24 protein-coding genes, 1 tRNA gene and 2 pseudogenes are annotated in these 25221 nt (G+C 63.6%); 14 read left to right on the top strand and 13 right to left on the bottom strand.

Features of this window, described 5'->3' with window-relative positions; all coding sequences use genetic code 11:
* The first annotated feature begins 82 nt into the window (after positions 1 to 82).
* The 3 genes from ACVJ6E_RS16505 to trpB are packed head-to-tail and all read left to right on the top strand — an operon-like array spanning position 83 to position 4283.
* A complete protein-coding gene (locus ACVJ6E_RS16505; RefSeq protein ID WP_120269910.1) occupies positions 83 to 2365 on the top strand; it encodes an NADP-dependent malic enzyme in 2283 nt (760 codons plus the stop codon).
* Positions 2366 to 2379: 14 nt separating this feature from the next.
* Positions 2380 to 3072: a phosphoribosylanthranilate isomerase gene (locus ACVJ6E_RS16500; RefSeq protein WP_120269909.1), complete on the top strand. Its 693-nt coding sequence runs from the start codon at positions 2380 to 2382 to the stop codon at positions 3070 to 3072.
* On the top strand, positions 3069 to 4283 hold the full coding sequence (trpB, locus tag ACVJ6E_RS16495; RefSeq protein ID WP_120269908.1) for a tryptophan synthase subunit beta: 1215 nt from the start codon (positions 3069 to 3071) through the stop codon (positions 4281 to 4283). Before ACVJ6E_RS16500 ends, trpB begins: the two co-directional genes overlap by 4 nt.
* 82 nt (positions 4284 to 4365) lie before the next feature.
* Here trpB and ACVJ6E_RS16490 read toward each other — a convergent pair whose 3' ends face one another.
* Complete coding sequence (locus ACVJ6E_RS16490; protein WP_158592730.1) at positions 4366 to 4944, bottom strand: XRE family transcriptional regulator; 579 nt, start codon at positions 4942 to 4944, stop codon at positions 4366 to 4368.
* A gap of 304 nt (positions 4945 to 5248) precedes the next feature.
* On the opposite strand from ACVJ6E_RS16490, the gene ACVJ6E_RS16485 reads away from it, so the two are divergent.
* From ACVJ6E_RS16485 to ACVJ6E_RS16450, 8 genes and pseudogenes are all read left to right on the top strand, one after another.
* Positions 5249 to 6301, top strand: coding sequence for a TRAP transporter substrate-binding protein (locus ACVJ6E_RS16485; protein WP_120269906.1), 1053 nt, complete (start codon positions 5249 to 5251; stop codon positions 6299 to 6301).
* A gap of 3 nt (positions 6302 to 6304) precedes the next feature.
* The gene (locus ACVJ6E_RS16480) at positions 6305 to 6856 is read left to right on the top strand and encodes a TRAP transporter small permease subunit (RefSeq protein WP_120269905.1); all 552 of its coding nucleotides are present in this window, start codon (positions 6305 to 6307) and stop codon (positions 6854 to 6856) included.
* Positions 6853 to 8217, top strand: a complete 1365-nt coding sequence (locus tag ACVJ6E_RS16475) for a TRAP transporter large permease (protein ID WP_491676485.1) — start codon at positions 6853 to 6855, stop codon at positions 8215 to 8217. The genes ACVJ6E_RS16480 and ACVJ6E_RS16475 overlap by 4 nt, the downstream gene beginning before the upstream one ends.
* Positions 8218 to 8255: 38 nt before the next feature.
* Positions 8256 to 8639, top strand: coding sequence for a RidA family protein (locus tag ACVJ6E_RS16470; protein ID WP_067224563.1), 384 nt, complete (start codon positions 8256 to 8258; stop codon positions 8637 to 8639).
* A gap of 8 nt (positions 8640 to 8647) precedes the next feature.
* Positions 8648 to 9214, top strand: a complete 567-nt coding sequence (locus tag ACVJ6E_RS16465; protein ID WP_097174371.1) for an MOSC domain-containing protein — start codon at positions 8648 to 8650, stop codon at positions 9212 to 9214.
* A gap of 21 nt (positions 9215 to 9235) precedes the next feature.
* The gene (locus ACVJ6E_RS16460; RefSeq protein WP_491676484.1) at positions 9236 to 10180 is read left to right on the top strand and encodes a PDR/VanB family oxidoreductase; all 945 of its coding nucleotides are present in this window, start codon (positions 9236 to 9238) and stop codon (positions 10178 to 10180) included.
* A gap of 716 nt (positions 10181 to 10896) precedes the next feature.
* Positions 10897 to 10973 (top strand) — tRNA-Arg (locus tag ACVJ6E_RS16455).
* Positions 10974 to 11356: 383 nt separating this feature from the next.
* A pseudogene (locus ACVJ6E_RS16450) lies at positions 11357 to 11571 on the top strand (transposase); the annotation flags it as partial.
* A gap of 56 nt (positions 11572 to 11627) precedes the next feature.
* Here ACVJ6E_RS16450 and ACVJ6E_RS16445 read toward each other — a convergent pair.
* Complete coding sequence (locus ACVJ6E_RS16445) at positions 11628 to 12518, bottom strand: LysR family transcriptional regulator (protein ID WP_120269902.1); 891 nt, start codon at positions 12516 to 12518, stop codon at positions 11628 to 11630.
* Between the two features lie 156 nt (positions 12519 to 12674).
* Between ACVJ6E_RS16445 and ACVJ6E_RS16440 the strand changes: the two genes are divergently transcribed.
* Positions 12675 to 13919, top strand: coding sequence for an MFS transporter (locus tag ACVJ6E_RS16440; RefSeq protein ID WP_120269901.1), 1245 nt, complete (start codon positions 12675 to 12677; stop codon positions 13917 to 13919).
* Positions 13920 to 14320: 401 nt separating this feature from the next.
* Here the strand turns inward: ACVJ6E_RS16440 and ACVJ6E_RS16435 are convergent, their stop codons facing one another.
* Positions 14321 to 15619: a DHA2 family efflux MFS transporter permease subunit gene (locus ACVJ6E_RS16435; protein ID WP_199681383.1), complete on the bottom strand. Its 1299-nt coding sequence runs from the start codon at positions 15617 to 15619 to the stop codon at positions 14321 to 14323.
* Between the two features lie 161 nt (positions 15620 to 15780).
* Between ACVJ6E_RS16435 and ACVJ6E_RS16430 the strand changes: the two genes are divergently transcribed.
* Together ACVJ6E_RS16430 and ACVJ6E_RS16425 are read left to right on the top strand one after the other, a co-directional pair.
* Complete coding sequence (locus tag ACVJ6E_RS16430; RefSeq protein ID WP_199681375.1) at positions 15781 to 16389, top strand: TetR family transcriptional regulator C-terminal domain-containing protein; 609 nt, start codon at positions 15781 to 15783, stop codon at positions 16387 to 16389.
* A gap of 19 nt (positions 16390 to 16408) precedes the next feature.
* The gene (locus ACVJ6E_RS16425) at positions 16409 to 17362 is read left to right on the top strand and encodes a LysR family transcriptional regulator (protein ID WP_120269899.1); all 954 of its coding nucleotides are present in this window, start codon (positions 16409 to 16411) and stop codon (positions 17360 to 17362) included.
* On the opposite strand, the gene ACVJ6E_RS16420 is transcribed toward ACVJ6E_RS16425, so the two are convergent.
* The 10 genes and pseudogenes from ACVJ6E_RS16420 to ACVJ6E_RS16375 all read right to left on the bottom strand — a co-directional run bounded on the left by ACVJ6E_RS16420 (position 17333) and on the right by ACVJ6E_RS16375 (position 24935).
* Positions 17333 to 17566 (bottom strand): DUF2274 domain-containing protein, encoded by a 234-nt coding sequence (locus tag ACVJ6E_RS16420; RefSeq protein WP_120269898.1) that lies wholly within the window; start codon positions 17564 to 17566, stop codon positions 17333 to 17335. The two genes, ACVJ6E_RS16425 and ACVJ6E_RS16420, sit on opposite strands and share 30 nt — an antisense overlap.
* A gap of 3 nt (positions 17567 to 17569) precedes the next feature.
* Complete coding sequence (locus tag ACVJ6E_RS16415; RefSeq protein WP_120269897.1) at positions 17570 to 18739, bottom strand: TrbI/VirB10 family protein; 1170 nt, start codon at positions 18737 to 18739, stop codon at positions 17570 to 17572.
* The gene (trbG, locus tag ACVJ6E_RS16410; RefSeq protein ID WP_120269896.1) at positions 18736 to 19713 is read right to left on the bottom strand and encodes a P-type conjugative transfer protein TrbG; all 978 of its coding nucleotides are present in this window, start codon (positions 19711 to 19713) and stop codon (positions 18736 to 18738) included. Before trbG ends, ACVJ6E_RS16415 begins: the two co-directional genes overlap by 4 nt.
* Positions 19710 to 20399 (bottom strand): conjugal transfer protein TrbF, encoded by a 690-nt coding sequence (gene trbF / locus ACVJ6E_RS16405; RefSeq protein WP_120269895.1) that lies wholly within the window; start codon positions 20397 to 20399, stop codon positions 19710 to 19712. The genes trbG and trbF overlap by 4 nt, the downstream gene beginning before the upstream one ends.
* Positions 20396 to 21256: pseudogene (locus tag ACVJ6E_RS16400) on the bottom strand (type IV secretion system protein); the annotation flags it as partial. The gene trbF and the pseudogene ACVJ6E_RS16400, both read right to left, overlap by 4 nt.
* Positions 21257 to 21331: 75 nt before the next feature.
* Positions 21332 to 21652: a DUF736 domain-containing protein gene (locus tag ACVJ6E_RS16395; protein ID WP_120269894.1), complete on the bottom strand. Its 321-nt coding sequence runs from the start codon at positions 21650 to 21652 to the stop codon at positions 21332 to 21334.
* 582 nt (positions 21653 to 22234) lie between these two features.
* Complete coding sequence (locus tag ACVJ6E_RS16390) at positions 22235 to 22651, bottom strand: hypothetical protein (RefSeq protein WP_120269893.1); 417 nt, start codon at positions 22649 to 22651, stop codon at positions 22235 to 22237.
* Positions 22652 to 22798: 147 nt separating this feature from the next.
* Positions 22799 to 23362, bottom strand: a complete 564-nt coding sequence (locus ACVJ6E_RS16385) for a TetR/AcrR family transcriptional regulator (RefSeq protein WP_120269892.1) — start codon at positions 23360 to 23362, stop codon at positions 22799 to 22801.
* Positions 23359 to 23895: a dihydrofolate reductase family protein gene (locus ACVJ6E_RS16380; protein WP_120269891.1), complete on the bottom strand. Its 537-nt coding sequence runs from the start codon at positions 23893 to 23895 to the stop codon at positions 23359 to 23361. The genes ACVJ6E_RS16385 and ACVJ6E_RS16380 overlap by 4 nt, the downstream gene beginning before the upstream one ends.
* Positions 23896 to 24014: 119 nt before the next feature.
* Positions 24015 to 24935 carry a DUF2493 domain-containing protein gene (locus tag ACVJ6E_RS16375; protein WP_120269890.1) on the bottom strand — a complete coding sequence of 307 codons (921 nt, stop codon included), beginning with the start codon at positions 24933 to 24935 and terminating at the stop codon, positions 24015 to 24017.
* Positions 24936 to 25221 lie beyond the last annotated feature (286 nt).

Below are 25221 nucleotides of genomic sequence, written 5' to 3'. Positions count from 1 at the left end.
CCACCCGGCTTGAGCCTTGAATTCTCCGGGGATATGGTCTCCGTCCGCCGCCGTGACGGCGCAATGATTTGGAGGAAACCGCATGCCGACGACGGACAAATCGGGCAAGAGCAACGTCAGTTTTACCGATCAGGAGGCATTGCAGTTCCATCAGCAGGGCCGCCCGGGCAAGCTGGAAGTCACCCCGACCAAGCCGATGGCGACCCAGCGCGACCTGTCGCTGGCCTATTCGCCCGGCGTTGCGGTTCCCGTGCGTGCCATCGCCGAGGACCCCTCGCGCGCCTTCGACTACACCACGCGCGGCAATCTCGTGGCGGTGATCACCAACGGCACCGCGATCCTTGGCCTGGGAAATCTCGGCGCGCTCGCCTCCAAGCCGGTGATGGAAGGCAAGGCGGTGCTGTTCAAGCGCTTCGCCGACGTCGATTCCATCGACCTTGAGATCGACACGGAAGAGGTCGACGCCTTCGTCAACTCCGTGCGCTATCTCGGCCCGTCCTTCGGCGGCATCAATCTTGAGGACATCAAGGCGCCGGACTGCTTCATCATCGAGCAGCGCCTGCGCGAGCTGATGGACATTCCGGTCTTCCACGACGACCAGCACGGCACCGCGATCATCGCCGCCGCCGGCCTCATCAACGCGCTGCACCTGACGGGCCGCGAGCTCGCTACCACCCGCGTGGTGTGCAACGGCGCCGGTGCGGCCGGCATCGCCTGCATCGAGTTGATCAAGGCGATGGGCGTGCCGCATGACAACGTCATCCTCTGCGACACCAAGGGCGTGATCTACAAGGGCCGCACGGAAGGGATGAACCAGTGGAAGTCCGCCCATGCGGTGGAGACGGAGGCGCGCAGCCTCTATGACGCGATGAAGGGCGCCGATGTCTTCCTCGGCGTGTCGGCCAAGGGCGCCTTGACCGAGGACATGCTGCGGGCGATGGCGCCGAACCCGATCATCTTCGCCATGGCCAACCCGGATCCGGAAGTCACCCCGGAAGAGGCCCATTCCGTGCGCGACGACGCCATCGTGGCGACGGGCCGCTCCGACTATCCCAACCAGGTCAACAACGTCCTCGGCTTCCCCTACATCTTCCGCGGTGCGCTCGACGTGCAGGCGACGACGATCAACGACGAGATGAAGGTCGCCTGCGCCCATGCGCTGGCCGAGCTGGCGCGCGAGGAAGTGCCGGACGAGGTCGCCGCCGCCTATCGCGGCAACCGTCCCAAGTTCGGCCCCGAATACATCATCCCGGTGCCCTTCGACCCGCGCCTGATCTCCACCATTCCGCCGGCGGTTGCCCAGGCGGCGATGGACAGCGGCGTCGCCCGCCGGCCGATCGTCGACATGGAGGCCTACCGCCACCAGCTCTCGGCCCGGCGCGATCCGGTCGCCGGCACCCTGCAGCGGATCTTCTCCAAGGTGCGCCAGCAGCCCAAGCGCGTCGTCTTCGCCGAAGGCGAGGAGGAGCCGGTGATCCGCGCGGCGGCGAGCTTCGTCGCACAAGGGCTCGGCGAGGCGATCCTGATCGGCCGCGAGGACGAGGTGCGCGAGGTCGCGGCCAGCGCCGGCGTCGATCTGGAGCGCGGCGGCATCCGCATCCTCAATGCGCGCCTGTCGACCCGCAATTCCGACTATGCCGAGTATCTCTACTCGCGCCTGCAGCGCCGCGGCTACCTGCTGCGCGACTGCCAGCGGCTGGTCAACAACGACCGCAACTACTGGGGTGCCATCATGGTGGCGCGGGGCGATGCCGATGCCATGGTCACCGGCCTCACCCGTAACTATTCGGTCGCCCTCGACACGGTGCGCAGCGTCATCGACACCAAGCCCGGCCACCGGGTGATCGGCGTGTCGCTGGCCCTGTGCCGCGGCCGCACCGTCCTGGTCGCCGACACGGCGGTGATCGACATGCCGACCTCCGAGGAGCTGGCCGACATCGCCGAGGAGGCCGCCCATGTCGCCCGCCGTCTCGGCTACGAGCCGCGCATCGCCATGCTCGCCTATTCCACCTTCGGCCATCCGCGCAGCGAGCGTTCGGAAAAGGTCATCGAGGCGGTGAAGATCCTCGACCGGCGCCGCGTCGACTTCGAATATGACGGAGAGATGGGCGCCGATGTCGCGCTCAACATGGACAAGATGGCGGCCTATCCGTTCTGCCGCCTGACGGCCCCGGCCAACGTGCTGGTCATGCCGGCGTTCCACTCGGCCTCGATCTCGACCAAGATGCTGCAGGAGCTCGGCGGCTCGACGGTGATCGGCCCGCTGCTCGTCGGCCTCGACAAGCCGGTGCAGATCCTGCCCATCGGCGCCAAGGACAGCGACATCGTCAACATGGCGGCCATCGCCGCCTACAACGTGACGTGACCGGGACAACGGCCATGAGCGCGCGCGGTCTCGTCAAGATCTGCGGTCTGTCGACCGAAGAGACGCTCGATGCCGCGCTTGCAGCCGGGGCCGACATGATCGGCCTCGTCTTCTTCGAAAAGAGCCCGCGCAACGTGTCGATGGAGGCTGCCACGCGGCTTGCCGGGCGCGCGCGGGGCCGGGCGGAGATCGTGGTGCTGACGGTCGATGCGGACGATGCGCTGGTGGAGGCCATCGTCTCGGCCGTGCGACCCGACTGGCTGCAGCTGCACGGGCACGAGAGCCCGGCGCGCTGCGCGGAGCTGAAGGCGCGGCACGGCATCAGGATCATGAAGGCGCTGGGCATCTCGGCGGCTGAGGACCTTGCAGCGGCCGCGCCCTATGTAGCCCATGTCGACCGGCTGCTCTTCGATGCCAAGCCGCCGAAGGGTGCGGTGCTGCCGGGCGGCAACGGCGTCAGCTTCGACTGGCGCCTGCTCAAGGGCCTTGACCTCGGCGTTCCGCTCATGCTTTCCGGTGGGCTGGATGCCGCGACGGTCGGCGAGGCGATCCGCATCGGCGGGATCCGCGACGTCGACGTCTCCTCGGGCGTGGAGCGCGCGCGGGGCGTCAAGGACACGGAACTCATCAGGGCGTTCGTCGCGGCTGCACGCCGGGCGGTGCCGGGCGCGGCGTCTGACGCCGCCGAACAGGGACGCAGCGCATGACGATCCAGCAGAACACCTTCCGCTCCGGTCCGGACGAGCGCGGCCATTTCGGCATTTTCGGCGGCCGCTACGTCGCCGAGACCTTGATGCCGCTGATCCTCGATCTCGAGCAGGCCTACAAGGATGCCAAGGCCGATCCCGCGTTCCAGGCCGAGATCGACAATCTCAACACCCATTACACCGGCCGGCCCTCGCCGCTCTATTTCGCCGAGCGCCTGACGGCCGAGCTCGGCGGCGCGAAGATCTATTTCAAGCGCGACGAGCTCAACCACACCGGCAGCCACAAGATCAACAACTGCCTCGGCCAGATCCTGCTGGCCCGGCGCATGGGCAAGACCCGCATCATCGCCGAGACCGGCGCCGGCCAGCACGGCGTCGCCACCGCCACCGTCTGCGCCCGCTTCGGCCTTCCCTGCGTCGTCTACATGGGCGCCACGGACGTCGAGCGGCAGAAGCCCAACGTCTTCCGCATGAAGCTGCTCGGCGCGGAGATCGTCCCGGTCACCGCCGGTGCCGGCACGCTCAAGGATGCGATGAACGAGGCGCTGCGCGACTGGGTGACCAATGTCGCCGACACCTACTACCTGATCGGCACCGCTGCCGGTCCCCATCCCTATCCGGAGATGGTGCGCGACTTCCAGTCGGTGATCGGCGCGGAAACCCGTGAGCAGATCATGCAGGCCGAAGGCCGGCTTCCGGATGCCATCGTCGCGGCCGTCGGCGGCGGCTCCAATGCCATCGGCCTCTTCCATCCCTTCCTCGACGATCCGCAGGTTGCCATCTACGGCGTCGAGGCGGGCGGCAAGGGGCTGGAGGGCGAGGAGCACTGCGCCTCGCTCAACGCCGGCAAGCCCGGCGTGCTGCACGGCAACCGTACCTATCTGCTGCAGGACGACGACGGCCAGATCCTCGAGGGTCACTCGATCTCGGCCGGCCTCGACTATCCGGGCATCGGGCCGGAGCATTCCTGGCTGCGCGACACCGGCCGCGTCACCTATGTGCCGGCGACCGACAATGAGGCGATGGATGCTTTCCAGCTGCTGACCCGCGTCGAGGGCATCATCCCGGCGCTGGAGCCGGCCCATGCGCTGGCCCAGGTGATGAAGCTGGCCCCGACCATGGACAAGGACCAGATCATCGTCATGAACCTGTGCGGGCGCGGCGACAAGGACGTGTTCACGGTCGGCAAGCTGCTCGGCTTCGACCTGTAAGCCCTCTTGGGCGACCCTTGAAAAAAGGCCCCGGCGAGGAGATCGCCGGGGCCTTTTGTATGTCCGCTCGGTTGGCGCCTTCTCAGGGACCGCTGACGGCGATCAGCACGCAGGTGTTTTCCTCCAGCCGGCGCACCTGGTGGCGCAGCGGGCCGGGAAACTGCACCGAGTCTCCCTTGTCCAGCACGATGTTCTCTTCCGGGAAGGAGATCTCCACCCGCCCAGAGACGACGAACAGCAGCTCCTCGCCCCGGTGCTCGGCCTCGGGCTCCTCGCGCAGCTCGTCCGGCGGATACATCAGGAACACTTCCAGTCCCGAGCTGCCATGGCCCTGGGTCAGCAGCCGCATGTGATAGCTGTCGTCGCGGGCGGTCAGCTCGCCGCGCGCATCGGCGCGGGTGACGAAGACCAGCTTGTGCTCCTCCGCCGCACCGAACAGCTGGGCAACGGACACTTCCAGCGCTGTCGCGATGCGCAGAATGATGGCGATGGACGGCACCTTGATGCCCCGCTCGACCCGCGACAGGTAGCCCTTGTCGAGCGTTGCATCGAGCGCCAGCTGCGACAGCGACAGGTTCTTTTCCTGCCGCAACGTCCTGATCGCCCTGCCGAGACCGATCCCGGTCGGCAGGGTCAGCTTTTCCGCCGCTTCGCGTGCCATCGAAAACGTCATCCTCTCCTGCCGGGCGCCGCCGCCTCCTCGCGGGGGCTGTCCCGGCCCGGTCACTATACTTGCACCCGGCCGGGAAAACAGACGCAGCGGTTTGCGCGCGAGGCCGGGCAAAATCACGAGCTTTGTCCTATAGGCAACGATGCCCGGGGCGTCCAGAGGGCGCTTCCCGGTAAATCTGGCATGTCCCTTGCTCATATTGCCGCATCGGCCGTGAAAACGCCCGGCGGTCGATTTTCTGGTTGCCTATTAGGCAACGTTGTCTACAAATCGGGCATGCAGGGGAACAACCCACATGAAGATCACTGGACTTCTGCGTGGAGCCGCGATTGCGCTTCTGGCGACGACCGCATTCGTGACCGGGGCAAAGGCCGAGGATGCCAAGGTCAAATGGAAGATGGCGGGCACCTTCTCCAGCTCGTTGCCGCAGCTCGGCACGCTCGGCAAGCGGCTGGAGGCACAGATCGCCAAGGTGTCCGGCGGCAGCATCGAGATCCGCTTCTTCGAACCCAGCGCCCTGGTGCCGCCGCTCGAGACTTTCGACGCGGTTTCCGTCGGCGCCATCGACGCGGCCTTCTCCACCCCCGGCTTCTGGGGCGGCAAGGTGCCCGCGCTCCAGGTCTTCGCGGCCCTGCCCTTCGGCCCGTCCTCGCCCGAATACATGGCCTGGTTCTATTTCGGCGGCGGCAAGGAGATCTTCGACGAGATCTACGCGAAATACGGCATCAAGTCGGTGATGTGCGGCATGCTGGCGCCCGAGGGCTCCGGCTGGTTCCGCAACGAGGTCAAGAGCGTGGAGGACCTTGCGGGCCTCAAGCTGCGCTTCTTCGGTCTCGGTGCCAAGGCGCTGGAGAAGTTCGGCGTCTCGGCCCAGCTTCTGGCGGCTCCCGACGTCTATCCGGCGCTCGATCGCGGCGTCATCGACGGCCTGGAATTCGTGCAGCCGGCCATCGACCTCAACATGGGCTTCTGGCAGATCGCCAAGCACTACTACTTCCCCGGCTGGCACCAGCAGTCGACCTTCTTCGACCTCATGATCAACAAGGACCGCTGGGACGCCTTGAGCGAGACCCAGCAGGCCCAGATCGAGGCGGTGTGCGGCGACAACGTGCGCTACGGCATCGCCGAGGGCGAGGCGATCCAGCTGCCGGCGCTCAAGGAGCTGCAGGAGAAGGGCGTGCAGCTGCACCGCTGGTCGGACGAGGATCTGGCCAAGCTGAAGGCGGCGTCCGACGAGGTCATCGCCGAGCAGGTTGCGGCCGATCCCGACTTCAAGCGGGCCTACGAGAGCTTCTCCAGCTTCCGGGCGGACTACGCCACCTGGAAGGAGCTGGGGTACCTCAAGTAAGCCATGACCCTCCTTCTGGCTTCGGCCCATTTCCTGAAGGCGTTCGCGCGGCGGTTGGGACAGGCGGCGGCGTGGTTCGTCGTCCTCCTGATCCTGACCGTCGTCGTGGATGTGATCACGCGCCGCTTCGTGGTGCTCGGCTCGACCAAGCTGCAAGACCTGGAGTGGCATTTCCATGCCGCTCTGTTCCTCTTCTCCCTCGGCTATGCCTATGTCGAGGGCGAGCATGTGCGCATCGACGTCCTGCACACCCGCTTCGGCGAGACGACCGTCGCGGTCATCGAGCTGATCGGCGCGCTGCTCTTCGTCGTGCCGTTCTGCGTGATCGTCCTCTATTACGGCTGGACCTTCGTGGAGCGCTCCTACCTGCTCGGCGAAGCCTCGGCCTCGCAGACGGGCCTCACCCATCGCTGGATCATCAAGTCGGCCCTGCTCATCGGTTTCGCCACGCTGCTCTCCGCAGCGCTGGGCGTCATCGCCGAGCAGATCGCCCGGCTGATGGGGGCCGCGCCCCCGCCGGCACCTCCCTCCCGGCACGAGGAGGTGGGCCTGTGAGCACGTTCGAAGTCGTTCTGCCGCTGACCATGCTCGGCGGTCTGGTGCTGATCCTGTTCTCCGGCTTTCCGGTCGCCTTCTGCCTTGCCGGCGTCGGCCTTGCCTTCGCCGCCCTCGGCGGCGCGTTCGACATGTTCTACCCCATGCAGCTCTTCCTCATCGTCAGCCGCATCTGGGGGTCGATCGCGGAGAACCTCGTCCTCGTCGCGATCCCCATGTTCATCTTCATGGGGATCATGCTGGAAAAGAGCGGGGTGGCCCGCCACCTGCTGGAGATCCTCTCGGTGCTGATGCGCCGGGTGCCCGGCGGACTGGCGCTCGCCGTCGTCCTGATGGGCACCATCATGGCGGCGACGACCGGCATCGTCGGCGCCTCGGTGGTGATGCTGGCCATGCTTGCCCTGCCGGTGATGGTCGACCGGGGCTACGACAAGGGCATGACCTCCGGCGTCATCGCCGCCTCCGGCACGCTCGGCATCCTCATCCCACCCTCGATCATGCTGGTGGTGATGGGCGACATGCTGGCGATCCCGGTCGGCGACTTGTTCGCCGGCGCGGTCATTCCCGGCCTGCTGCTTTCCGGCCTCTACCTGGTCTTCATCGTCGTCATGGCGCTGATCCGGCCGGACCGCATGCCCCGGATGGCAAAGCCGGGGGACGAGGCCGCTGCCGACATCTGGATGTTGGTGCTCAAGGGCTTTGTGCCGCCCACATTGCTGGTGGTCTTCGTGCTCGGCTCCATCGTCGGCGGCCTTGCCACCCCGACGGAGGCCGCCGGCATCGGCGCCTTCGGGGCAACGCTGCTTGCCCTGTTCAACGGCCGGCTGTCCTTCCGCCTCCTGCGCGAGGTGGCACGCGGCACCGCGCTCACCAATGCGATGATCTTCGGCATCTTCTGCGGTGCGACGCTGTTTTCCTACGTCTTCCGCGAGCTCGGCGGCGACGATGCCATCATCCATGTGATCGACCTGCTCGACCTGCATGACTGGACGCTCGTCGTCCTGCTGATGGCGATCATCTTCCTGCTCGGCTTCTTCTTCGACTGGCTGGAGATCACCCTGATCATCCTGCCCGTCTTCCGGCCCATCGTCCTGTCGCTGGACCTCGGCGACACGGTGCCCTCCGACCAGCTTCTGCTATGGTTCGCCATCGTCGTCGCGGTCAACCTGCAAACCTCCTACCTCACCCCTCCCTTCGGGCCGGCGCTGTTCTACCTTCGGCAGGCAGGCCACGCCCATCTCACCCTGGGAGACATCTACAAGGGGGTGATCCCCTTCACGCTTCTCCAGCTCACCGGCCTCGGGCTTTGCCTGCTGTTCCCGGCGCTGGTTCTCTGGCTGCCCGGCGCCCTCGGTTACTGAACCAGGCACCGGGCCCGGCCCAACCCGAAAGGAAACGCATGTCCCGTACTGTCATCGCCCCTCCGTCCGTCACCGTTCCCGGCGTGCCGCTGTCGCCGGCCGTCGCCTATGGCGATCTCGTCTTCGTCTCCGGCCAGCTGCCCATCGACCCGGCGACAGGCCAGCTGGTGGAGGGCGTCGAGGCGCAGACGCAGGCCTCGCTCGACAACCTCAAGACCGTGCTGGAAGCCGCCGGCGCCTCGCTCGCCTCGGTGCTCAAGACGACGGTCTTTCTGAAGAACATGGACGATTTTGCCGCCATGAACGGCGTCTATGCCAAGGCCTTCCCGAGCGAGCCGCCCGCCCGTTCGGCGATCGAGGTCGCGCGCCTGCCCAAGGATGCGCTGGTCGAGATCGAAGCCGTCGCCGTCCGGGTGAAGTGAGGTCCGCCATGGCAAGCGAAGCACCCGAAATGATGGAAGCCTTCAGCCACCCGGCCGCCATCGACGCGCTGGGCCGGCAGGGCGGCGTCACCGGCTGGACCGGCGAGCTGCTGCACATCCACATCGCGCCGGAAGCCAGCTTCGAGATGGAGGAACTGGACGAGGCGGTCTGCGTTGCCGGCCGCGGCATCGAGGGGGACCGCTACTTCCTGGGCACCGGCACCTATTCCGCCCGTCCCGACGTGCGCGAGGTGACATTGATCGAGCAGGAGGCGCTGGATGCGCTGGCCCGCAACGATCCCCCGCTCCAGTCCGGCCCGGTGGTGCTGGAGCCGGTCGACCACCGGCGCAATCTCACGGTGCGCGGCGTGCCGCTGAACCATCTGGTCGGGCGGCGCTTCCGCGTCGGCGAGGTGATCCTGCGCGGCGGCCGGCTCAACTTCCCGTGCAAGTACCTGGAGACGCTGCTGGGCATGGAGGTCTTCTTGCCGCTCTACAACCGCTCCGGCCTCAATTGCGGCATCGAGAAGGGCGGCACCATCCGCCCCGGCGACACCATCGAGATGCTGGACTGAGCCATGGTCGCGAGGCTTGTCATGAAGCTCCGGGTCGCGGAGCTGCGCCGGGATGCGGGCGATGTCCTCGCGATCCGTCTCGAGCATCCGCGCCGGCCGCAATTGCCGGCGTGGACCGCCGGGGCGCATGTCGATGTGCATGTGCCCGGGCTCGGCGTGCGGCAATATTCGCTCTGGGGCGACCCGGACGACCGCAGCCACTACCTCATCGCCGTGCGGCGGGAGGAGGCCGGGCGCGGCGGCTCCGCCTGGCTGCACGCGGCGCTGGCGCCGGACGCCTTGCTGACGGTCGCCGCCCCGCGCAACCATTTCGAGCTGCCGGAGGTGCCCCGCCGCACGCTTCTCGTTGCCGGCGGCATCGGCGTCACACCGCTGCTGGCGATGGCGCGCCGGCTTGCTCACCAAACCGCCCAACAGAATGCCGACTTCGCCTTCCACTATTGCGCAAGGTCGCGCGCCGCCGCCCCGTTGCTGGACGAGGTCGCGGCCGTCTGCGGCGACCGTCTCGTCACCTGGTTTCCGGACGAGGGGCGCCGGTTCGATGCGTCCGCTGTGCTCGCGGCCGAGCCTGCCGAGGCCGACGTCCTCGTCTGCGGCCCGCCGCGCCTGGCCGAGGCCGTCGAGGCGGCGGTGGCGGCGCGCGGCTGGCCGGCCGAGTGTTTCCATACCGAGCGGTTCGCCGCGCTCGATCCCGGCGAATTCGTGCCCGAGCCCTTCGAGGCGGTGATCGCCTCCACCGGCGCGGTCCTTCCCGTCCCGGCGGAGCGCAGCCTCGTTGCCGTGCTGGCGGAAGGCGGCATCGAGCTGCCGACCTCATGCGAATCCGGCGTCTGCGGCTCGTGCGAATGCGGCTATCTGCAAGGCGAGGTCGTCCACCGCGACGTGGTGCTCGACCCCAGGCGCCAGAAAACCCGGCTGATGCCCTGCGTCTCCCGCGGCCGCGGCCGCATCGTCCTCGATCTGTAGAAGGGCGCTCGCCCGTTCGGCACGAGGACGCAGTCCAGCAGGGAAAGCGCGGGATCCAAGCGTTCCTGCCCGGCGCACCAACGAGGCGCTTGCGGTCTGTTTCGGTGCATCGACCGCCCGCACCTCACCGGCCGGTCTGCAATCCAGCCGCTGAGGGCCGATCCCTCTCCCCTCCGCCGGCGGGTCGCCGAAGTAGATGGCAGCGGCAGAGGCGGACTTGAGGTCTCTGCGGGTCTCCGCCAGTCATGCTGGCGGCCTCCCGTCTTCCTGTAGCGGGCAACCGGAGCTGATGGACGGCGGCAGATCGGCAGCCTGCCGGCTGGCCGCGTCTTCCGGCCTTTGCCGGCCGCTCTGCCCGGCCACGGCAGCCCGCCTGCCGACCTTGCCGCTGCCTGCGCGCCGTGGCGGCGTGCCACCGGTTATCCCGTGCGGCGGGAGGGGCCAATTCGCTGGTTGAAGCGGCTGGCGCGATCCTGTAAGAACGCTTCGCATCCCCGGTGTCGAACTGGCACCGCGTCCGCGGGTCCACCCCGCCGGAAGCACCCGTAGCTCAGCTGGATAGAGCGCTGCCCTCCGAAGGCTGATGTCAAGGGGCTGGGCGACAAAGAGGAGACGAAAAGAGATAGTTAGAACAAGGATTTGCGAGGCCCTCGTTCTGATCTTTCAACTCGCGAAAAGTTCACGTAAGCACTGCGTAAGCAGTTGCGACACGGCAAGCACCCGTAGCTCAGCTGGATAGAGCGTCGCCCTCCGAAGGCGAAGGCCACAGGTTCGAATCCTGTCGGGTGCGCCATTTCTCAAAAGTTTTTGAAACCGAGCACTGCTAAAGGTGTGCGTTGCGGCCTGTTGGCAAGTGGGAGCAAAGCTATCCGGTGCAACACCTTTGAGGCTAGCCCGAATCCCTGATGATTGTTGGGTTGATAGGACGGGCAGCTATCATGCTTTTGTCGAAGACCAGCTTTTCTAAAGATCAATCGCGACGGCATCGGGCATAGGCTCACGCGGTCGTCGTGACGTCGTCATGGGAACCTCTACGAAGCTGTTATCTTAACGCTTCAGCCGAGCTCCTCGCCGGCCCATGCCAGGCCGTTTCGACATTGTTGCCGTCCGGGTGGAGACTAAATAGCTTCTAGATTTGTAGACGCCTTCTTCCCTAATTGTCAGGCAAGGAGGCCTATGGGCAAAGGCAATTTCAGCGAAGATTTCAAGCGTGACGCGTCGCGTCAGATCACCGAGCGAGGATATCCGGCTTCGGAGGTGTCGCAGCGTCTGGGGATGAGTGCCCATTTGCTCTACACGTGCCGCAAGAACTACGGGTCGGAGGTTCCAAAGATGGGGATCAGGCCGATGAGAACCGGCAGCTGAAGCGGGAGCTAGCGCGTGTCATCCAGAGCGTGTCATCCTAACATTCGTCCCCAATCCTTCTCCGGACGTGGATCGTGCTGGATTATCGCTCAGTAAACAGATGTTTGCCCATGAAGTCCACAAAAGCCCGAAGTTTGGAGGACATATGACGGCTCGACGGCCACAAAATACGGAATATGCCCTCGTGGTAGGCATGCTCGTTAAGCACCACCTTGAACTCGCCACTCCTTAATTGCCCTTCGACGGCAAAGTCAGGGAGGCAGGCGATGCCGAGGCCTGCCGCCACCATATCGATCAAAGGCTCAATAGTATTCGCTACCGCAGTGCGCGGGAGGTCGATGTCGATCGGTTGGCCATCTCTGAGAAGCGGCCAGCGTTCCAGCTTTCCGCTCGATGCGAATCGATGATGAAGACAAGCATGGTTCTTGAGATGCTCAATCTCGGAGGGCATTCCGTTACGGTCGATATAATCGGACGAACATACCAGTATGAGGCGGAACGGCCCCAGAGTGCGTGTCATTAGGCGCGAGTCTTTAACTTCACCCGCGCGAATGACTGCGTCAAAACCCTCTTCAATCACGTCGGTGAGCCGATCTGTGAAATCAAGATCGAGGTCGATCGCGGGATAAGCCTGCATGAAGGCAGTAAGTGCCGGCATCATTAACATGCCAGCGAGTGGCAAGCTTACGCGCATTGTACCGCTTGGCGTGGTCCGCGCTTTGGAGACTTCCATCTCGGCGATTTCCAGCTCGCATAAGATGCGCCGGCTGCGTTCTAGGAAGCACCCACCCTCCGGGGTCAGCGTGACCGTGCGTGTAGAGCGATGAAGAAGGCGCACGCCAAGATGCTCTTCCAGCCGTGCGATCGCTTTTCCCACTGCGGATGAAGACAGGCCCAGCTGTCGTCCGGCGACGGTGAAGCTGCCCGAGTCCGCTGCTTGGACGAAGATCCTCAAGGTTCCAAGCGTATCCATCTGAACACCATTTCCGAATTATATTCCGCATTGTTTGGAATTGTAGCGCAATTGTCCGCACTCAGCATCAGATAGATGATAGGCCACAGCGATGGGGTGGGGCTGATACGACCCACCTCTCACCGCTATCAGTACAATCAGCGGCAAAGGCTCCCTATGACTTCGACAGATCAGGCATACAAAGCTCCGATCGACTGCTTCCCAAATTCTCCAGTGGACGCTGAACCGCAGGAGCAACTGCCAACGGTGAAGCTTTTAGCGCTCGCGCTCGCCACCTTCGTCACTGTATTAACGGAAGCGCTCCCCGCGGGCATTCTGCCGGCAATGAGTCGAAGCTTAGCTGTTTCGGAAGCCTTGATAGGTCAACTAGTTACCGTCTATGCCGCCGGGACGTTGCTTACGGCAATTCCTCTAACAGCGGCTACGCAAGGCTTTCGGAGGCGGCCGGTATTGCTAATCGCAATTGGCGGCTTCGCCGCAGTCAATCTGGTGACGGCTCTGTCGACAAGCTATCCTCTAACCATCGTCGCACGGTTTATTGCTGGGGTTTTTGCCGGTTTATTGTGGGCGCTCGTCGCCGGCTACGCCGTACGAATGGTTCCCGACCACCTCAAGGGACGGGCAATAACACTAGCGATGGTCGGAATCCCTTTAGCTCTTTCAATTGGAATCCCAGCATTCACTTTTCTGGCCTCGGTCACGGGATGGCGCGAGGTCTTTGGCCTGTTGAGCTGTCTGGCGGTGATCCTGTATGTATGGGCAGCAAGGCAACTTCCTGATTTCCCCGGCCAAGCGAGTGAGCAGCGGCTTTCCCTAATGGATGTGGTCAGAATACCGGGAATACGCGCTGTCTTACTCGTCACTTTCGCATTCGTGCTTGCTCATAACACGCTCTACACATACGTCGCACCCTTCCTAAAGCCGTCCGGGCTAGGCGACAGTGTTGATATCATACTTTTGATTTTCGGCGTAGTTGCGCTGGCGAGTATCTGGATCGTCGGCACTTTCATCGATCGCTGGCTTCGCGAACTAGTACTTGGCAGCACAATGCTATTCCTTGCATCCGCACTCGTTCTCGGCCTTCTAGGCACGAGCGATACTGCGGTAATCATCGGCGTCGGGATGTGGGGACTGGCCTGGGGCGGTGCCGCTACGCTATTTCAGACTGCCTCGGCAAAGGCCGCTGGAGAAGCCGCCGATATCGCACAGTCCATGATCGTCACCATCTGGAACCTTGCCATGGCGGGTGGTGGCATTGCTGGTGGACTACTTTTAGAGAAGGCCGGTGTCGGGGTACTTCCGTGGACGCTGATTGGTATACTTCTGTTCGCCCTGACAGTCGTTTGGGTCAGTCGACGTCACGGCTTCGCTCCGGCGGCGCGACGTAATTTGTCAGAGTGAACGTATATGGCGAAACGTGCCACCTGCGATGACGCATTCCCTTGTTCAAGCTCGCTCCTCATTTCATGCACTACCTGAATCGTGCGGCAGCCCGACGGTTCTACCCCAGTCCATTCTTGTGATCTCTGAAGCAGATGGGGTGCGGAAGGCAAGCGTTTGCTTAGGTGTCCGGCAGTCGAGGACCTGCCACATCCTCGAAACCGGAAACGACAGCTTCCGCTTCAAGAGCAGCTCGGCGCACGCGCCATCAAAACTGAGGGAGAACCAGACCCTTGACCGCAACAGATCCCGGCATCACTTGAAGTGTAGGCACGTCTCGTGTTCCACATCGAACGGAAGGTCCAAGATCTTCCTGCATCAGTTTACGAAGACGCCTGAGTTGATGCCGCGGGACTCAATGCTCACCTTCCTTGGCGAGGCGCCGCGATGCGTGTCGCAGCCAGCAGTGCGCCGACCGAAACGAGGATCAAAGCGCCGAACGCGACCTGATAAGCCGGCCCCAACGGAGCATCGCCCAGTTGCTCAATGACCGCCACGATGGCGATCGCGCCCAATGCCCCTCCGATGCGCTGACTTATGTTTATCAAGGTCGCGGCGTCACCGGTCTCCGCCTCGTCAACTTCGTTATACGCCGCGGTAATCGCCGGCATTTGGGCCAAAGCCAGCCCCGCTCCGCGGACAACGAGAATAATTGCGATGCCCGCAGTGACTAGCGGCCCTGACGAGACGAACGGGATTGTCGTCAAAATCAGCAATCCAGCCCCGGTCAGTGATACCCCTCTTGGTCCGTAGCGATCGGTGAACGATCCGGCCGCCGGCAGAATGCAGGCGGACCCGAGACCCATAGCCATGAGCATGAAGCCTGCTTCCGTCGGAGTCTGACCCAGGCTGCGCTGCAAGAAGATCGGCAGAAGGAGCAATCCGCCGTACATGGCGGCGCCGGTCAATCCCGCGGTCAAGACTGGTGCCGCGAAACCCGAACGCGAAAGAAGAGTGACATCAATCAGGGGAGCGGGAGTTCGGAGGGCGTGGATGACAAAGATGGTCGTCAATCCAATCCCAAGGCTCAAGATGGCGGCGGACGACATACTGATACTGCTCGATCCGATCTCCGCCGCACCATAAAGCAGCAGCGGGAGACCGAAACCGGCGAGGGTCAATCCGCGAAGGTCTATTTGAGCGTTCGGCGACGTCTCCCCGGGCGGCACCAGGCGCGCGGCGCCGATCAGGGCGACGCCACCCACCGGCACGTTGATCAGGAACAGCCACCGCCAAGAAGCTGTGTCAATCAGGGCACCTCCGAAAGCTGGTCCCAATGCTGGCCCAAGGGCGATGGCGAAACCCACGACCCCCATGAGCCGACCCAACTGGCGTCGTTCGGCGGTGGATGCCAAAACCGCTTGTCCGGCGGGCACCATGAGGCCCGCAGCCAGCCCCTGAAAGCAGCGCGCAACAATTAAATGCGTCACTGTTTCCGCCAGCGCGCAACCGATCGAGGCGAGTACAAAAGCCAGGATGCTGCCCTTCCAAAGGCGACCATCTCCAAATCGTCGACTCAGCCAGCCGGTAAGTGGCAGAGAGACGGCGAGTGCTATCAAGTAGCCGGTGGCGACCCACTGAACAGACGATAAGGGCGCGCTCAGTTCAGAACGGATTGTTTCTAAGGCCAGGTTGGCGATGGTTGAATCAAGCATTGCCATGAAAGCGCCTGAACCAGTGATGGCAGCGACGATCCAGAGGCGGCGCGGAATCTTGGGAGGCGATAACAACATGGCGTTCAGCTCTTACAAAAGATGACGACGGAGATTCGTTGTGATACACTTGTATCATAACGAATCGTTGTAAGCGAAGCCAGCCGCTAATGCCACGCACTGTCGATCACCACGAACGACGTTCCATAATCCTAAAGGCCTTTATGCGTGTCGCCGCGCGCGAGGGCTTGCATTCTGTTTCATTGCGCGCCGTTGCCGCAGAAGCGAATATTTCACTGCGATCGGTGCAGTATTATTTCGATACTAAGGCAGGGCTGATGCAATCGGGCCTTACCGCTCTGGAGAAGACCAGCAATGAACGATTAAGGGCCAGTCTTCTCGCGCTGGGGCCGGGCCCCAGCGCGCGCGCCACGCTTGAGGCGTACTTCGCCGTTGCACTCCCTACAGATCATGAAAGCCGCCAGTTTCATCTGCTCTGGACGTCCTACGCGATGCTCGCGATGACCGACCCGGAAATTTCCGACCGGACATTCGTGAATGGTCCCGACCGGCAACAGGAGCGGATCGCTTCGCTGTTGGAAAAGGGCAAATTCGATGGTGAATTTCCTGGCTCAATCGATCCCGAGATCGAAGCAAAGATCATTATATGCCTGATACATGGTCTAGGAACCGCCGTTCTCGTCGGCCAGGAGACAGCAGAAAGCGCGGTTTCGAGCTTTCGGCATTACCTCGACCGCTTGGCAGAGAAAAAATTCTAGACGAGTAGATCGGATCGCGATGAAGATTGGTCAGCTTCGCTATCTAATTGCTGCGGCAGAGAATGGAAGTTTTCGGCAAGCTGCCGAAGCTTTACGTGTAGAACAGTCCAGCATCAGCCGTGCCATCAGTCAGCTTGAGGATGAACTAGGCGTCTCATTATTCGAACGGAGATTCACTGGTTCATACCTGACGGATGCTGGAAAACGCCTGCTTCGCGAAACGAAGCCAGCTTTGGAGCAACTTGATCTCGCCGAAAAGATGGCGGCGGTTGCTGGCCGAGCAGAGGTTGGCGTGGTCCGCGTCGGCATTCTCACCTCACTCGCCGGAGGCTTCCTGCGTGAACTTGTTAGCTGCTACGCAACAGAGAATCCAACCATAACAATCGACATTCGAGATGGCGGCCGTGACGAGCATGTTGCCGCTATCAGACGGCGGCGATTGGATGTGGCATTCGTGACTGGACATTGCGAGATCGCGGGCTGTCAGGCGTCGCCACTTTGGGAGGAGCGTGTCCATGTCGCCTTGCCAAAAACTCACGTTTTGGCCGGCAGTCGGCAAGTCGAATGGCAGCAACTGAGGAGTGAGTGTTTTATCGTCAGTCGGTCAGCGCCCGGACCAGAAGTGCATGATTATATCATTCGCCGGGCGGCGGACTACAGTACTTATCCCAAAGTTCTTTATAAAGCAGTCGTCCAGGAGACGTTGATGAATCTTGTGAGCCTCGGACAGGGGATCACGCTGGTGTCTGCTGCCTGGGCCGACGTGAAGCTTCGCAATCTCGTGCTGCGTCCGTTGGTTGACCCCGCCGACATGGTTCCTTTCAGCGCCGTCTGGTCTCATCAGAATGACAATCCCGCGCTGCGCCGCTTCATCAGTGTTGCTCATACGTTAGCTGGACGTGTTCGACGCGGAACTTCTGATTGGGCGCCCAAGGAAATGAATTCACACCTCTCGGGAGCACGCCTTCCGTAGGCGAGCAAAAACTCGATCCGTTGCCATGAATCGCTGAAGCATGGGCGCGATCAGTTTCGCCGGTTCGGGCGCTGCCTGTCCGGTTTCGCGCGCCATCACGGCGGCATAGTCGAGAAGATCGCGGTGTACGTCAGATGGAAGCTCCACACTCAGCTTGACGGGTTTGTTATCTGGAACGGATGAGAGCTTCAGCTTGGCTGTCATGGCTCAGCCTCCATAGGGTTCAAGGATGAGATCGCGGGTGACCATGACACGCACCGGGAAGCCCGGCCGGATCGTTAGCGTCGGTGCGACCTGCAACTGGCGCTGGACGTTCTGCTGGCCTGCATCGTTGAACGTGTCCTGCGCGCCATTGCGGATGGCCTGAATCAGACGGTCGTCGTCATCCATGGTGAGTTCGGCCCCGGCCGAAAGCAGGGTCGAGAGGCCGGCCGCCTTGGCCAGGTCCCACCAGTGATAATCGACCCCGTCTTCAAGTCCGGCATAGCCTTGGGTATCGGCGCCAGGCTGGCGTTCAAGAACGATCGAACGGCCGTTGGGGAAGATCAGCCGGTTCCAGACGAGAAGCACACGCCGGTCGCCGAAGGTGACGTCGTTGCTGTACTCGCCGATGATGCGCGTACCCTGCGGGATCAGCACCATGCTGCCGGTGGGACTGTCGTAGATGTGCTGGGTGACCTGTGCCGTTATCTGACCGGGACGGTCGGCGCGGATTCCGGTAGTCAGCGCTGCCGGAATGACGGACCCGGCCTGCAGCACGAAGGGCGATGCCGGTGGGATGACGCGGTCGAGTGCGACGGTACGCCGGTCCACCGGGGCGTTGAGGAAGGCGAGATCGTTGTTCTGTGTGGCGCCCGGTTGGTTGCCGAGATTGAGCCCAGCAAGGTTTGCCGCTGATGTTTCCCGCGCCGCGCCAGGTGCAGTCTGGAAGAACACCCGGCTGGTGCGCGCCGCTTCCTCTTCGGCAAGCCGTCGTTGTTCCTCCGGATCGACGGCTGGCGCGTTGATCGCTGGCGGCGGAACCGGCTGTCCACGCTCCTGGGCGTCGAGGATCGGACGGCCGAGGTCGCCGGGAAGAGGTGGACCAAGCACGGGACCAGTGTAGTCGCTGGGCAGGTCGTTCAATCCATCGGCGGTATTGCGGTTCTCGGTCGAATAGAGCTCGCCTCCGCCGGTTCCGTTGTCCGGCGTCTGAAGCGCGTAGATCAGGGCTCCACCCACACCGAGCGCTCCGACCAGACCGAGGCCCGCGAGAGCCCGGCGCGAGAGCCGCGTCACACGCGGCGGGGTTCCGCGGAGCCGCATCGGTTCGGCGGTGTCGGCGGACGGTGCTTCGAGCGGGACATCTTCCTCCCTGGTGTTATCGATGTCGCTCATGATCCGGGCCTCCCGTCGGTACGCACGATCCTGACGGTCTGCTGACGGTCGCCTCCGCCAAGCCGCAGCTCGGCCGCCGCGAAGATACGATCGACGATCAGGATGTTTCGATAGATGCGGGTGTTGACGATCTCCGGCTCGCCGTCCGCACCGAGGACGAAGAGCGGCGGCATCTCGCCCTGCACGATCCCGGCGGGGAAGACGATATAGACCCGCCGCCCGTCGTCGAAGACCGAGACCGGCCGCCAGGGCGGGCTGTCGCCCTGCAGTCCGTAGCGATAGTGGCGCGCCGACGCGACCGGGATACTCGGTGTTGTCGGCGTTGCGCGCTGTGTGGCGGGCGGCGGGGGATAGGCCCAGGCGACAGCGGGCATGTAGGGATCGTCGCGCGACCGCAACTCGATCATGTAGGTCCTGCGGTCGGTGGTGATGACGAGATTGGTCACGATGTCTGGCCGCGTCGGTTTGACGAGGATATGGACGCGGCGCGACGTTCCCGCACCGCTCTCCGTGTCACCGATGATCCAGCGAGCGGTGTCGCCGGCGGCGATCGGTCCCGCCCCGGTCAGCGCCTCGCCCGGTTCGAGCGCGATGTTGGTGATCTGGCCGGGCGCGGCATAGACCTGATAGAGCGCTCCCTCGCTCCAGGGATAAATCTGGATGGCGTTGTAGTAGCCTTCCCGGCGGGGCTCGACGCGCGCGGCCGCATTGGCGTTCTCCACCTGGCCGGTCGGCGTCGCCGCATCCGAACCACCTCGTGCAACGGTCCAGGTCGGCGGCGTGTGAAGCGGACGCGGACGCTCGTCGGCCTCGGGTCTTTCGACCCTCGGCAGCGGCGGCACGCTGTCATCGTAGCTTATCTCCGGCGGGCGATAGGTGGCGCATCCGGCGAGCGCCGATGCGGAAATCAGCACAAGCGGCAATGCGGCTATATGGAAAACCGGGAACGCAGATTTGCGGGTGATCGTGCTCATTGACCCATCTCCCGCGACCAGTTGATGGCATTGACGTAGATGCCGAGCGGGTTGGCGCGAAGCCTCTCGGCGTCGCGCGGCGGCTGGATGACGATGGTCAGGATTGCGGTCCATCTCTCGGTCGTCGAGAGCTGGCCGTTCTCGTAGAGCCGTTCCGTCCAGGCCACGCGGAAGGAATTCGGCGAGGCGCGGATGACGCTGGAGACCTCGACGGCAACTTGTTGCTCGCCAACTCGTGTGAAAGGGTCGTTGGCGCGCGCATAGTCATTGAGTGCCAGCGCGCCGCGGTCGGTGGTGAACTCGTAAGCGCGCAGCCAGTTCTGGCGAACGATGATCGCGTCGGCCGGGATCGCACGCACCTGCTCTATGAAGCGGGCCAAATGGAATGCGATTTGCGGATCGCTCGGCTCGAAGCTGGCGTCGGCCGGTCCGACCGCATGGGCCTCGCCGAGATTGTCGACCTCGACGACCCAGGGCACGACATTGCCGGTGGTGGACTGCCAAACCAGGGCGCTTGCGAAGCCGCCGGAGAGGATCAGGCAGCCGAACGCCATCAGACGCCAGTTGCGGGCTTGCACGCGGGCGGAACCGATGCGTTCGTCCCAGACCTGGGCCGCGCGTTGATATGGCGTCACCGGTTCGGGGGCTTTGCCGTAATGGGTGGTGGATCGTTTGAAGAAGCTCATGAGCGATTCCCCTCGGAAAGATTGACAGAACTGGCGCCGCCGTGGCTGTCGCCGGAGCGCACGGCATGCGCGGCGGCCTGGACGCCGTGGGAGAGACGCTGCGAGCGCTTCATGCGCTTCGCCCAGTCAGGCGCGCCGTCCGTTGGTGCGGATGGAACTGCGGCGGAACCCGCGGCGCTGGCGGTATTGCCCAAGGTTCCGCCGGTCGTCTCGAAGGCTGACCGGGCGCCCGACTGAAAACTCTGTCGCATAGCGCCGGAAGCATTGGATGCGGCGCGCCGCAACGGCGACGCGGCAGCTTTCGCGCCGGTGCTCGCAACCGCACCGAGACCGGAGGCGACGCCGGCTGCGCCGGACTGACCGGCCGATCCGAGACTATAGGCAGTCGCGGCTCCACCTGCGGCCGATGCGCCGCCGCGCGCGGCGGCGGCCGTGCCGGAGAGTGCCATGCCGCCGCCTCTCGCTGCGAGACCCGCAGCACCGGCACCCGCCAGGGCAGCGCCACCAACGGCAAGCCCGGTTCCGACCGCAGCACCCGCGCCGAGTTGTGGCCCTCCGGAAACGATGCCATTGGCGATGCCCGGCCCGAAAATTCCGAGGCCAAGCAGTGACAGTGCCGCGAGCACCACGGCCATGGCCTCGTCGATCGTCGGCGTGACGCCGCCGAAGCCAGCGGTGAACTGTGAGAACAGGGTCGAGCCGATCCCGATGATGACAGCGAGGACCAGCACCTTGATGCCCGACGAGATCACGTTGCCGAGCACACGCTCAGCCATGAACGCGGTCTTGCCGAAGAGGCCGAAGGGGATGAGGACGAACCCGGCGAGCGTCGTCAGCTTGAACTCGTTCTGCCGGATGATCAGGCGTAATCGGCCTTGATGGAAGGCAAGAAAGGTCCCGCCCGGCTTTACCGGGCGGGAACCTGTCGGGCCTCACTCGCCGTTGCGGCGGGTGGGACGGGACCAAATGAGGCTGTACCCGTCGTCCTCGTCGTCGAAGAGGTTGGCATAGATCGGAGCGGTGAAGCTCGGATCGTCGAGCTTGAGGCCGAGATAGTCGCGGCCCTCGTTTGACTGTTTGGACCATGCGGCCCCGATTTCGGCGCGGCCGACCAGGACGCGGTGGCTGGGCGCGTTCTCGCTGGTCTGATTGGTTTCAGGGACGATGCGAACGTTCTTTGTCTGCACGTTTAGGGTGACGATTTCGCCGGTGTATTCGTTACCGGACTTCTTAAAGGTGCCGATGGTCGCCATGGTAGTTCTCCTTGATCACTGGGTTCGAGCCCGCACCATTGCGGCCTCGATGGCGATCGGAGAGGCCGGAGGCGATCGACGGCGCATCGCTTGCGACCGCAGCGTCAGCGAAGGATGGCGATCCGGCGGGTTTCTTGACTCGCGAGGAATGGCGGCGCAGCCGGCAGGGGAAGAAACTTGACGCATGTCATTGCGTCATGGGCGATCGAGGCGCAGCCGGTCTTCGGCCAGATCAGCCCATTGAAGAGGCCGTTTGGAGCGGTCGGCTCACAGGGATCGTTCAAGGAGGGAATGGCAGCTCTGAGTGCCCCGGGTTATGTCCGGCGAAGGCACGGAAGTCGTCTCTGCCCTGCCGGCCAGTTCGTTGCATACCTAGCGATGCAGTCCGATGCGAAACCAAAGCCAATGTGAGTTCGACACCGGTCGCGCTGTTCGGGGCAGACTACGCCATGCCGTCCGGGCATGCCGGTTCTCGACCGAAATCGTCGATGCGTTCCGCACCGAGTCTCTGCTTCGCTCAGCCTTCGATACGGGCGCGGCAACAGATCTCGGCCCCTGTCCTCGCTTCGCCTGCAATGGCATTCAGATGCTGGCAGGCGTCTGTCCGACAGGCCCGGACGGGGTCATTGAGGTCACGCGCACGAACGCCGTGATGCCGACCGCCACCGCACCGACCACGGAGAAGACGGTCTGCCAGGTCTCCGCCGGCATGAGATGTTTGACGATGCCGTGGGTGGTAGGTGCGACGAAGGCGAGCGCAACGGCGAGCTTCACCCACATGGGCCGCGCGAACAGGATGAGGAACTGCACAAGGCCGAACAAAAGGACTGCGCCGACAAGTCCGACAAGGACGCTGCCCGGCAGGCCTGCACCGGTCTGATAGGCCCACAACGCTGCCGCCACTCCGGCGAACGCGGGCAAGGCATAGATGGCGAGCGTGAACAGCAACCAACTGAGGACTGCAATTGCCGTGATGGTTCCGAGGATAGCAACAATCATGGTGGCATCTCCGTAAGACGAGGTTTGAATGGTCGCGCCTCCACCACCACCATGACGCAATTCAGCAGTATAGCACACTCGTCGACGAGCCTAACGAGACCAATCATCCAACGGCATAGGGCCCTCCGCCGTCGCTGGCTGTCGCGGTCAGGTCTCCATTCCTTTGAGCAACTCCGTGAGCGTATTGTCGTAATCGTCCTTTGCGCCCGAGACGGCGGAGTTTGACCTATCGCCCATCGCGGCTGCGATAGCCGCGCCATGCGTGAAATCAACAAGTATGTTCAGCCAAAGTCTGGACCGCGATGACGGCAATCCGGCTTCTACCAGGAGTTGGTCAATGTCATCGGTTATCCGCTGTGCCTGCCGGGGAAAGACTGCGGGTTGCCTGAAGATGAGCAATGTAAGGCCAGGGTAGCTTATCACGCGGTCATGATAGGCATTCAGAAGCGATCTGATCCGGTCGTGAAACGTGCCAGCGGCTGGCGTGGAAACCTCTGCATAGACATGTTCGGACAAGGCGTCGATCAAGCCGTCGCGATCTCCGAAATGATGGTAGATGGTCATCGGATTGACCCGAAGTCGGTCGGCAAGCGCCCGCATCGTGAAGGCCTCGACGCCGCCGGTATCCAATAGTTCGAGCGCGGCCGTCAGAATCTGCTCGCGCGAGGCGGGCGCCTTGTCCCGATGCGGGCGTCCTCGCGGACGGGTCATGTGGCGATCCGGTAGCGTGACTGGACGAGACCGGAGGCGAAGCTCTTGGTATCCTCATGCGTGAGCGGTATGTCCGAGGCGGTGGCGCCGAAGAGACTGCGGCCCTCGCCAAGCAGCACCGGAACCTGCGTGATGGTCATGTCGGCGATCAGCCCCGCGCGCAAGAACGACTGGATGACCTTTCCGCCATCGACATAGACGCGCCGGTGCCCCTCGGCTTCGAGCATCTCCATCACCTGTTGAGGCGATTTGTCTGAAATCCGCACCTTGCCGGCAAGGTCTGCCGGTAGGTCCTGGTCTTTCAGCGACGCTGAGAGGACAAGAACCGGGCGTGTGTAGAACCACGGGCGTTCATCGCGCATTTTTTCGAACGTGCCGCGACCCATAACGATGACGTCAATCTTCTCGATAAAATCGTCGTATCCGTGATCCTCCGCCGGTTCGTCGCGCTCCAGCAACCAAGCTATGTCCCCGTCCTTGCGGGCGATGAAGCCGTCCAAACTGGTCGCGATGAAAACGTGCCCGGTGATCATCTCAATCTCCTTATTTATACGTTGTATAAATACCTATCGCTCGGACCTTTGCAGGTCAAGGTGCCGCGTCGGTGAAACGGCCTGATGCCGAGCAAATATGGCTACGTGCAAATGGCGGTTCATTCGAACCGCCAGACCGGGATACCGAGCTTCCTCGCCTTGTCGGCAAGGTTTTCCTGGATGCCGGTGCCGGGGAAGACCAGGATTCCTATCGGCAGGATGTCGAGCATCTGGTCGTTGCGCTTGAACGGCGCGGCGCGGCCGTGCTTCGTCCAGTCCGGCGCGAAGCCGATCTGAGTGACGTTGCGGTGATCGGCCCAGCGGGCGGCGATCTTCTCGGCGCCTTTTGGCGACTTGCCATGCATCAGCACCATGTCGGGGTGCTTGGCATGGACCTGGTCGAGCTTGTCCCAGATCAGCTTGTGATCGTTGAAGTTGGCGCCACCGGAGACGGCGACCTTCGGACCTGCGGGCAAAAGCACCTCGCGGTTGGCGCGCTTGCGCTCCGCGATGAAGTCCCGGCTGTCGATCATGGCAGAAGTCAGTGCGCGATGGTTGACCTGCGAGCCGGTGCGTGGCGACCAGGGTGAGCCGGTAGTGCGCAGATAAAGCTCGGCGGCGCGGTCGCGGAAGACCTCCAGGCTGTCGCGGCGTTCGATGAGGCTTTGCCCGATCTCGATGAGGCGTTCGAGCTCGACGGCCTTGATTTCGGAGCCGTCCTGTTCACGCTGCCTTTGCTTCTGCGCCTGTTCGTTGTCGTCGAGCTTGCGTTCGAGCCGGTCGGCCGCACGGTGGAACATGTTGACCGTCGACCAGAGCAGATCGTCGAGTTCGCCATCGAGGGCAGTATCCGCCATCGTGGCGATCAGGGCGTCGAAGATGTCGGAGACGGCGCCGGCGATGACGTTGTCCTCCGGGACGAGGCGCGGGTCCGGGCCGTGGCCGTCGTGGCGGTAGCCGTGAAGTTCCAGTGCGTTCAACGCGTGCTCGGTCGGCGAGGATTCGTGATGGGGTTCGAAGGTGTCGTCGTCGAGTGTCATCGGGTGGCTCCCTTTGTCGGTTGGCCGCGCCCGCCGCGGCCTTCATGGCGCCGAAAGACGGCGGGCGGGCCGGGCCTGCATCCTGGAGCGGCAGCGCAAGGACCGGAGAGTCAGCGGAGGATGGCGAAGGCCGGCGATTTTGTTTCGCGATGGAAAGGCCCGCAGGGCCGCCGGAAAATCGTTGGCCGTAGCCATTGCCGGACCGGGCCGCCTGCTGTCCGGTCGCCCTCTGAAGAAGGCCGGGGCGCGGCCCTGTCCGACATCCATAGGAGCCGTTGACAAAGGC

It is taken from the genome of Stappia sp. G46H5W, assembly GCF_058448995.1.
Note: the sequence above shows the minus strand (reverse complement) of the source record. Positions and strands in the feature narration are given on the sequence as shown.

Bases quoted from the DNA above. Each gene is read 5' to 3' on its own strand.
- ACVJ6E_RS16505 (WP_120269910.1), top strand. From the start codon at position 83: ATGCCGACGACGGACAAATCGGGCAAGAGCAACGTCAGTTTTACCGAT.
- ACVJ6E_RS16500 (WP_120269909.1), top strand. From the start codon at position 2,380: ATGAGCGCGCGCGGTCTCGTCAAGATCTGCGGTCTGTCGACCGAAGAG.
- trpB (WP_120269908.1), top strand. From the start codon at position 3,069: ATGACGATCCAGCAGAACACCTTCCGCTCCGGTCCGGACGAGCGCGGC.
- ACVJ6E_RS16490 (WP_158592730.1), bottom strand. From the start codon at position 4,944: ATGGCACGCGAAGCGGCGGAAAAGCTGACCCTGCCGACCGGGATCGGT.
- ACVJ6E_RS16485 (WP_120269906.1), top strand. From the start codon at position 5,249: ATGAAGATCACTGGACTTCTGCGTGGAGCCGCGATTGCGCTTCTGGCG.
- ACVJ6E_RS16480 (WP_120269905.1), top strand. From the start codon at position 6,305: ATGACCCTCCTTCTGGCTTCGGCCCATTTCCTGAAGGCGTTCGCGCGG.
- ACVJ6E_RS16470 (WP_067224563.1), top strand. From the start codon at position 8,256: ATGTCCCGTACTGTCATCGCCCCTCCGTCCGTCACCGTTCCCGGCGTG.
- ACVJ6E_RS16465 (WP_097174371.1), top strand. From the start codon at position 8,648: ATGGCAAGCGAAGCACCCGAAATGATGGAAGCCTTCAGCCACCCGGCC.
- ACVJ6E_RS16460 (WP_491676484.1), top strand. From the start codon at position 9,236: ATGAAGCTCCGGGTCGCGGAGCTGCGCCGGGATGCGGGCGATGTCCTC.
- ACVJ6E_RS16445 (WP_120269902.1), bottom strand. From the start codon at position 12,518: ATGGATACGCTTGGAACCTTGAGGATCTTCGTCCAAGCAGCGGACTCG.
- ACVJ6E_RS16440 (WP_120269901.1), top strand. From the start codon at position 12,675: ATGACTTCGACAGATCAGGCATACAAAGCTCCGATCGACTGCTTCCCA.
- ACVJ6E_RS16435 (WP_199681383.1), bottom strand. From the start codon at position 15,619: ATGGCAATGCTTGATTCAACCATCGCCAACCTGGCCTTAGAAACAATC.
- ACVJ6E_RS16430 (WP_199681375.1), top strand. From the start codon at position 15,781: ATGCCACGCACTGTCGATCACCACGAACGACGTTCCATAATCCTAAAG.
- ACVJ6E_RS16425 (WP_120269899.1), top strand. From the start codon at position 16,409: ATGAAGATTGGTCAGCTTCGCTATCTAATTGCTGCGGCAGAGAATGGA.
- ACVJ6E_RS16420 (WP_120269898.1), bottom strand. From the start codon at position 17,566: ATGACAGCCAAGCTGAAGCTCTCATCCGTTCCAGATAACAAACCCGTC.
- ACVJ6E_RS16415 (WP_120269897.1), bottom strand. From the start codon at position 18,739: ATGAGCGACATCGATAACACCAGGGAGGAAGATGTCCCGCTCGAAGCA.
- trbG (WP_120269896.1), bottom strand. From the start codon at position 19,713: ATGAGCACGATCACCCGCAAATCTGCGTTCCCGGTTTTCCATATAGCC.
- trbF (WP_120269895.1), bottom strand. From the start codon at position 20,399: ATGAGCTTCTTCAAACGATCCACCACCCATTACGGCAAAGCCCCCGAA.
- ACVJ6E_RS16395 (WP_120269894.1), bottom strand. From the start codon at position 21,652: ATGGCGACCATCGGCACCTTTAAGAAGTCCGGTAACGAATACACCGGC.
- ACVJ6E_RS16390 (WP_120269893.1), bottom strand. From the start codon at position 22,651: ATGATTGTTGCTATCCTCGGAACCATCACGGCAATTGCAGTCCTCAGT.
- ACVJ6E_RS16385 (WP_120269892.1), bottom strand. From the start codon at position 23,362: ATGACCCGTCCGCGAGGACGCCCGCATCGGGACAAGGCGCCCGCCTCG.
- ACVJ6E_RS16380 (WP_120269891.1), bottom strand. From the start codon at position 23,895: ATGATCACCGGGCACGTTTTCATCGCGACCAGTTTGGACGGCTTCATC.
- ACVJ6E_RS16375 (WP_120269890.1), bottom strand. From the start codon at position 24,935: ATGACACTCGACGACGACACCTTCGAACCCCATCACGAATCCTCGCCG.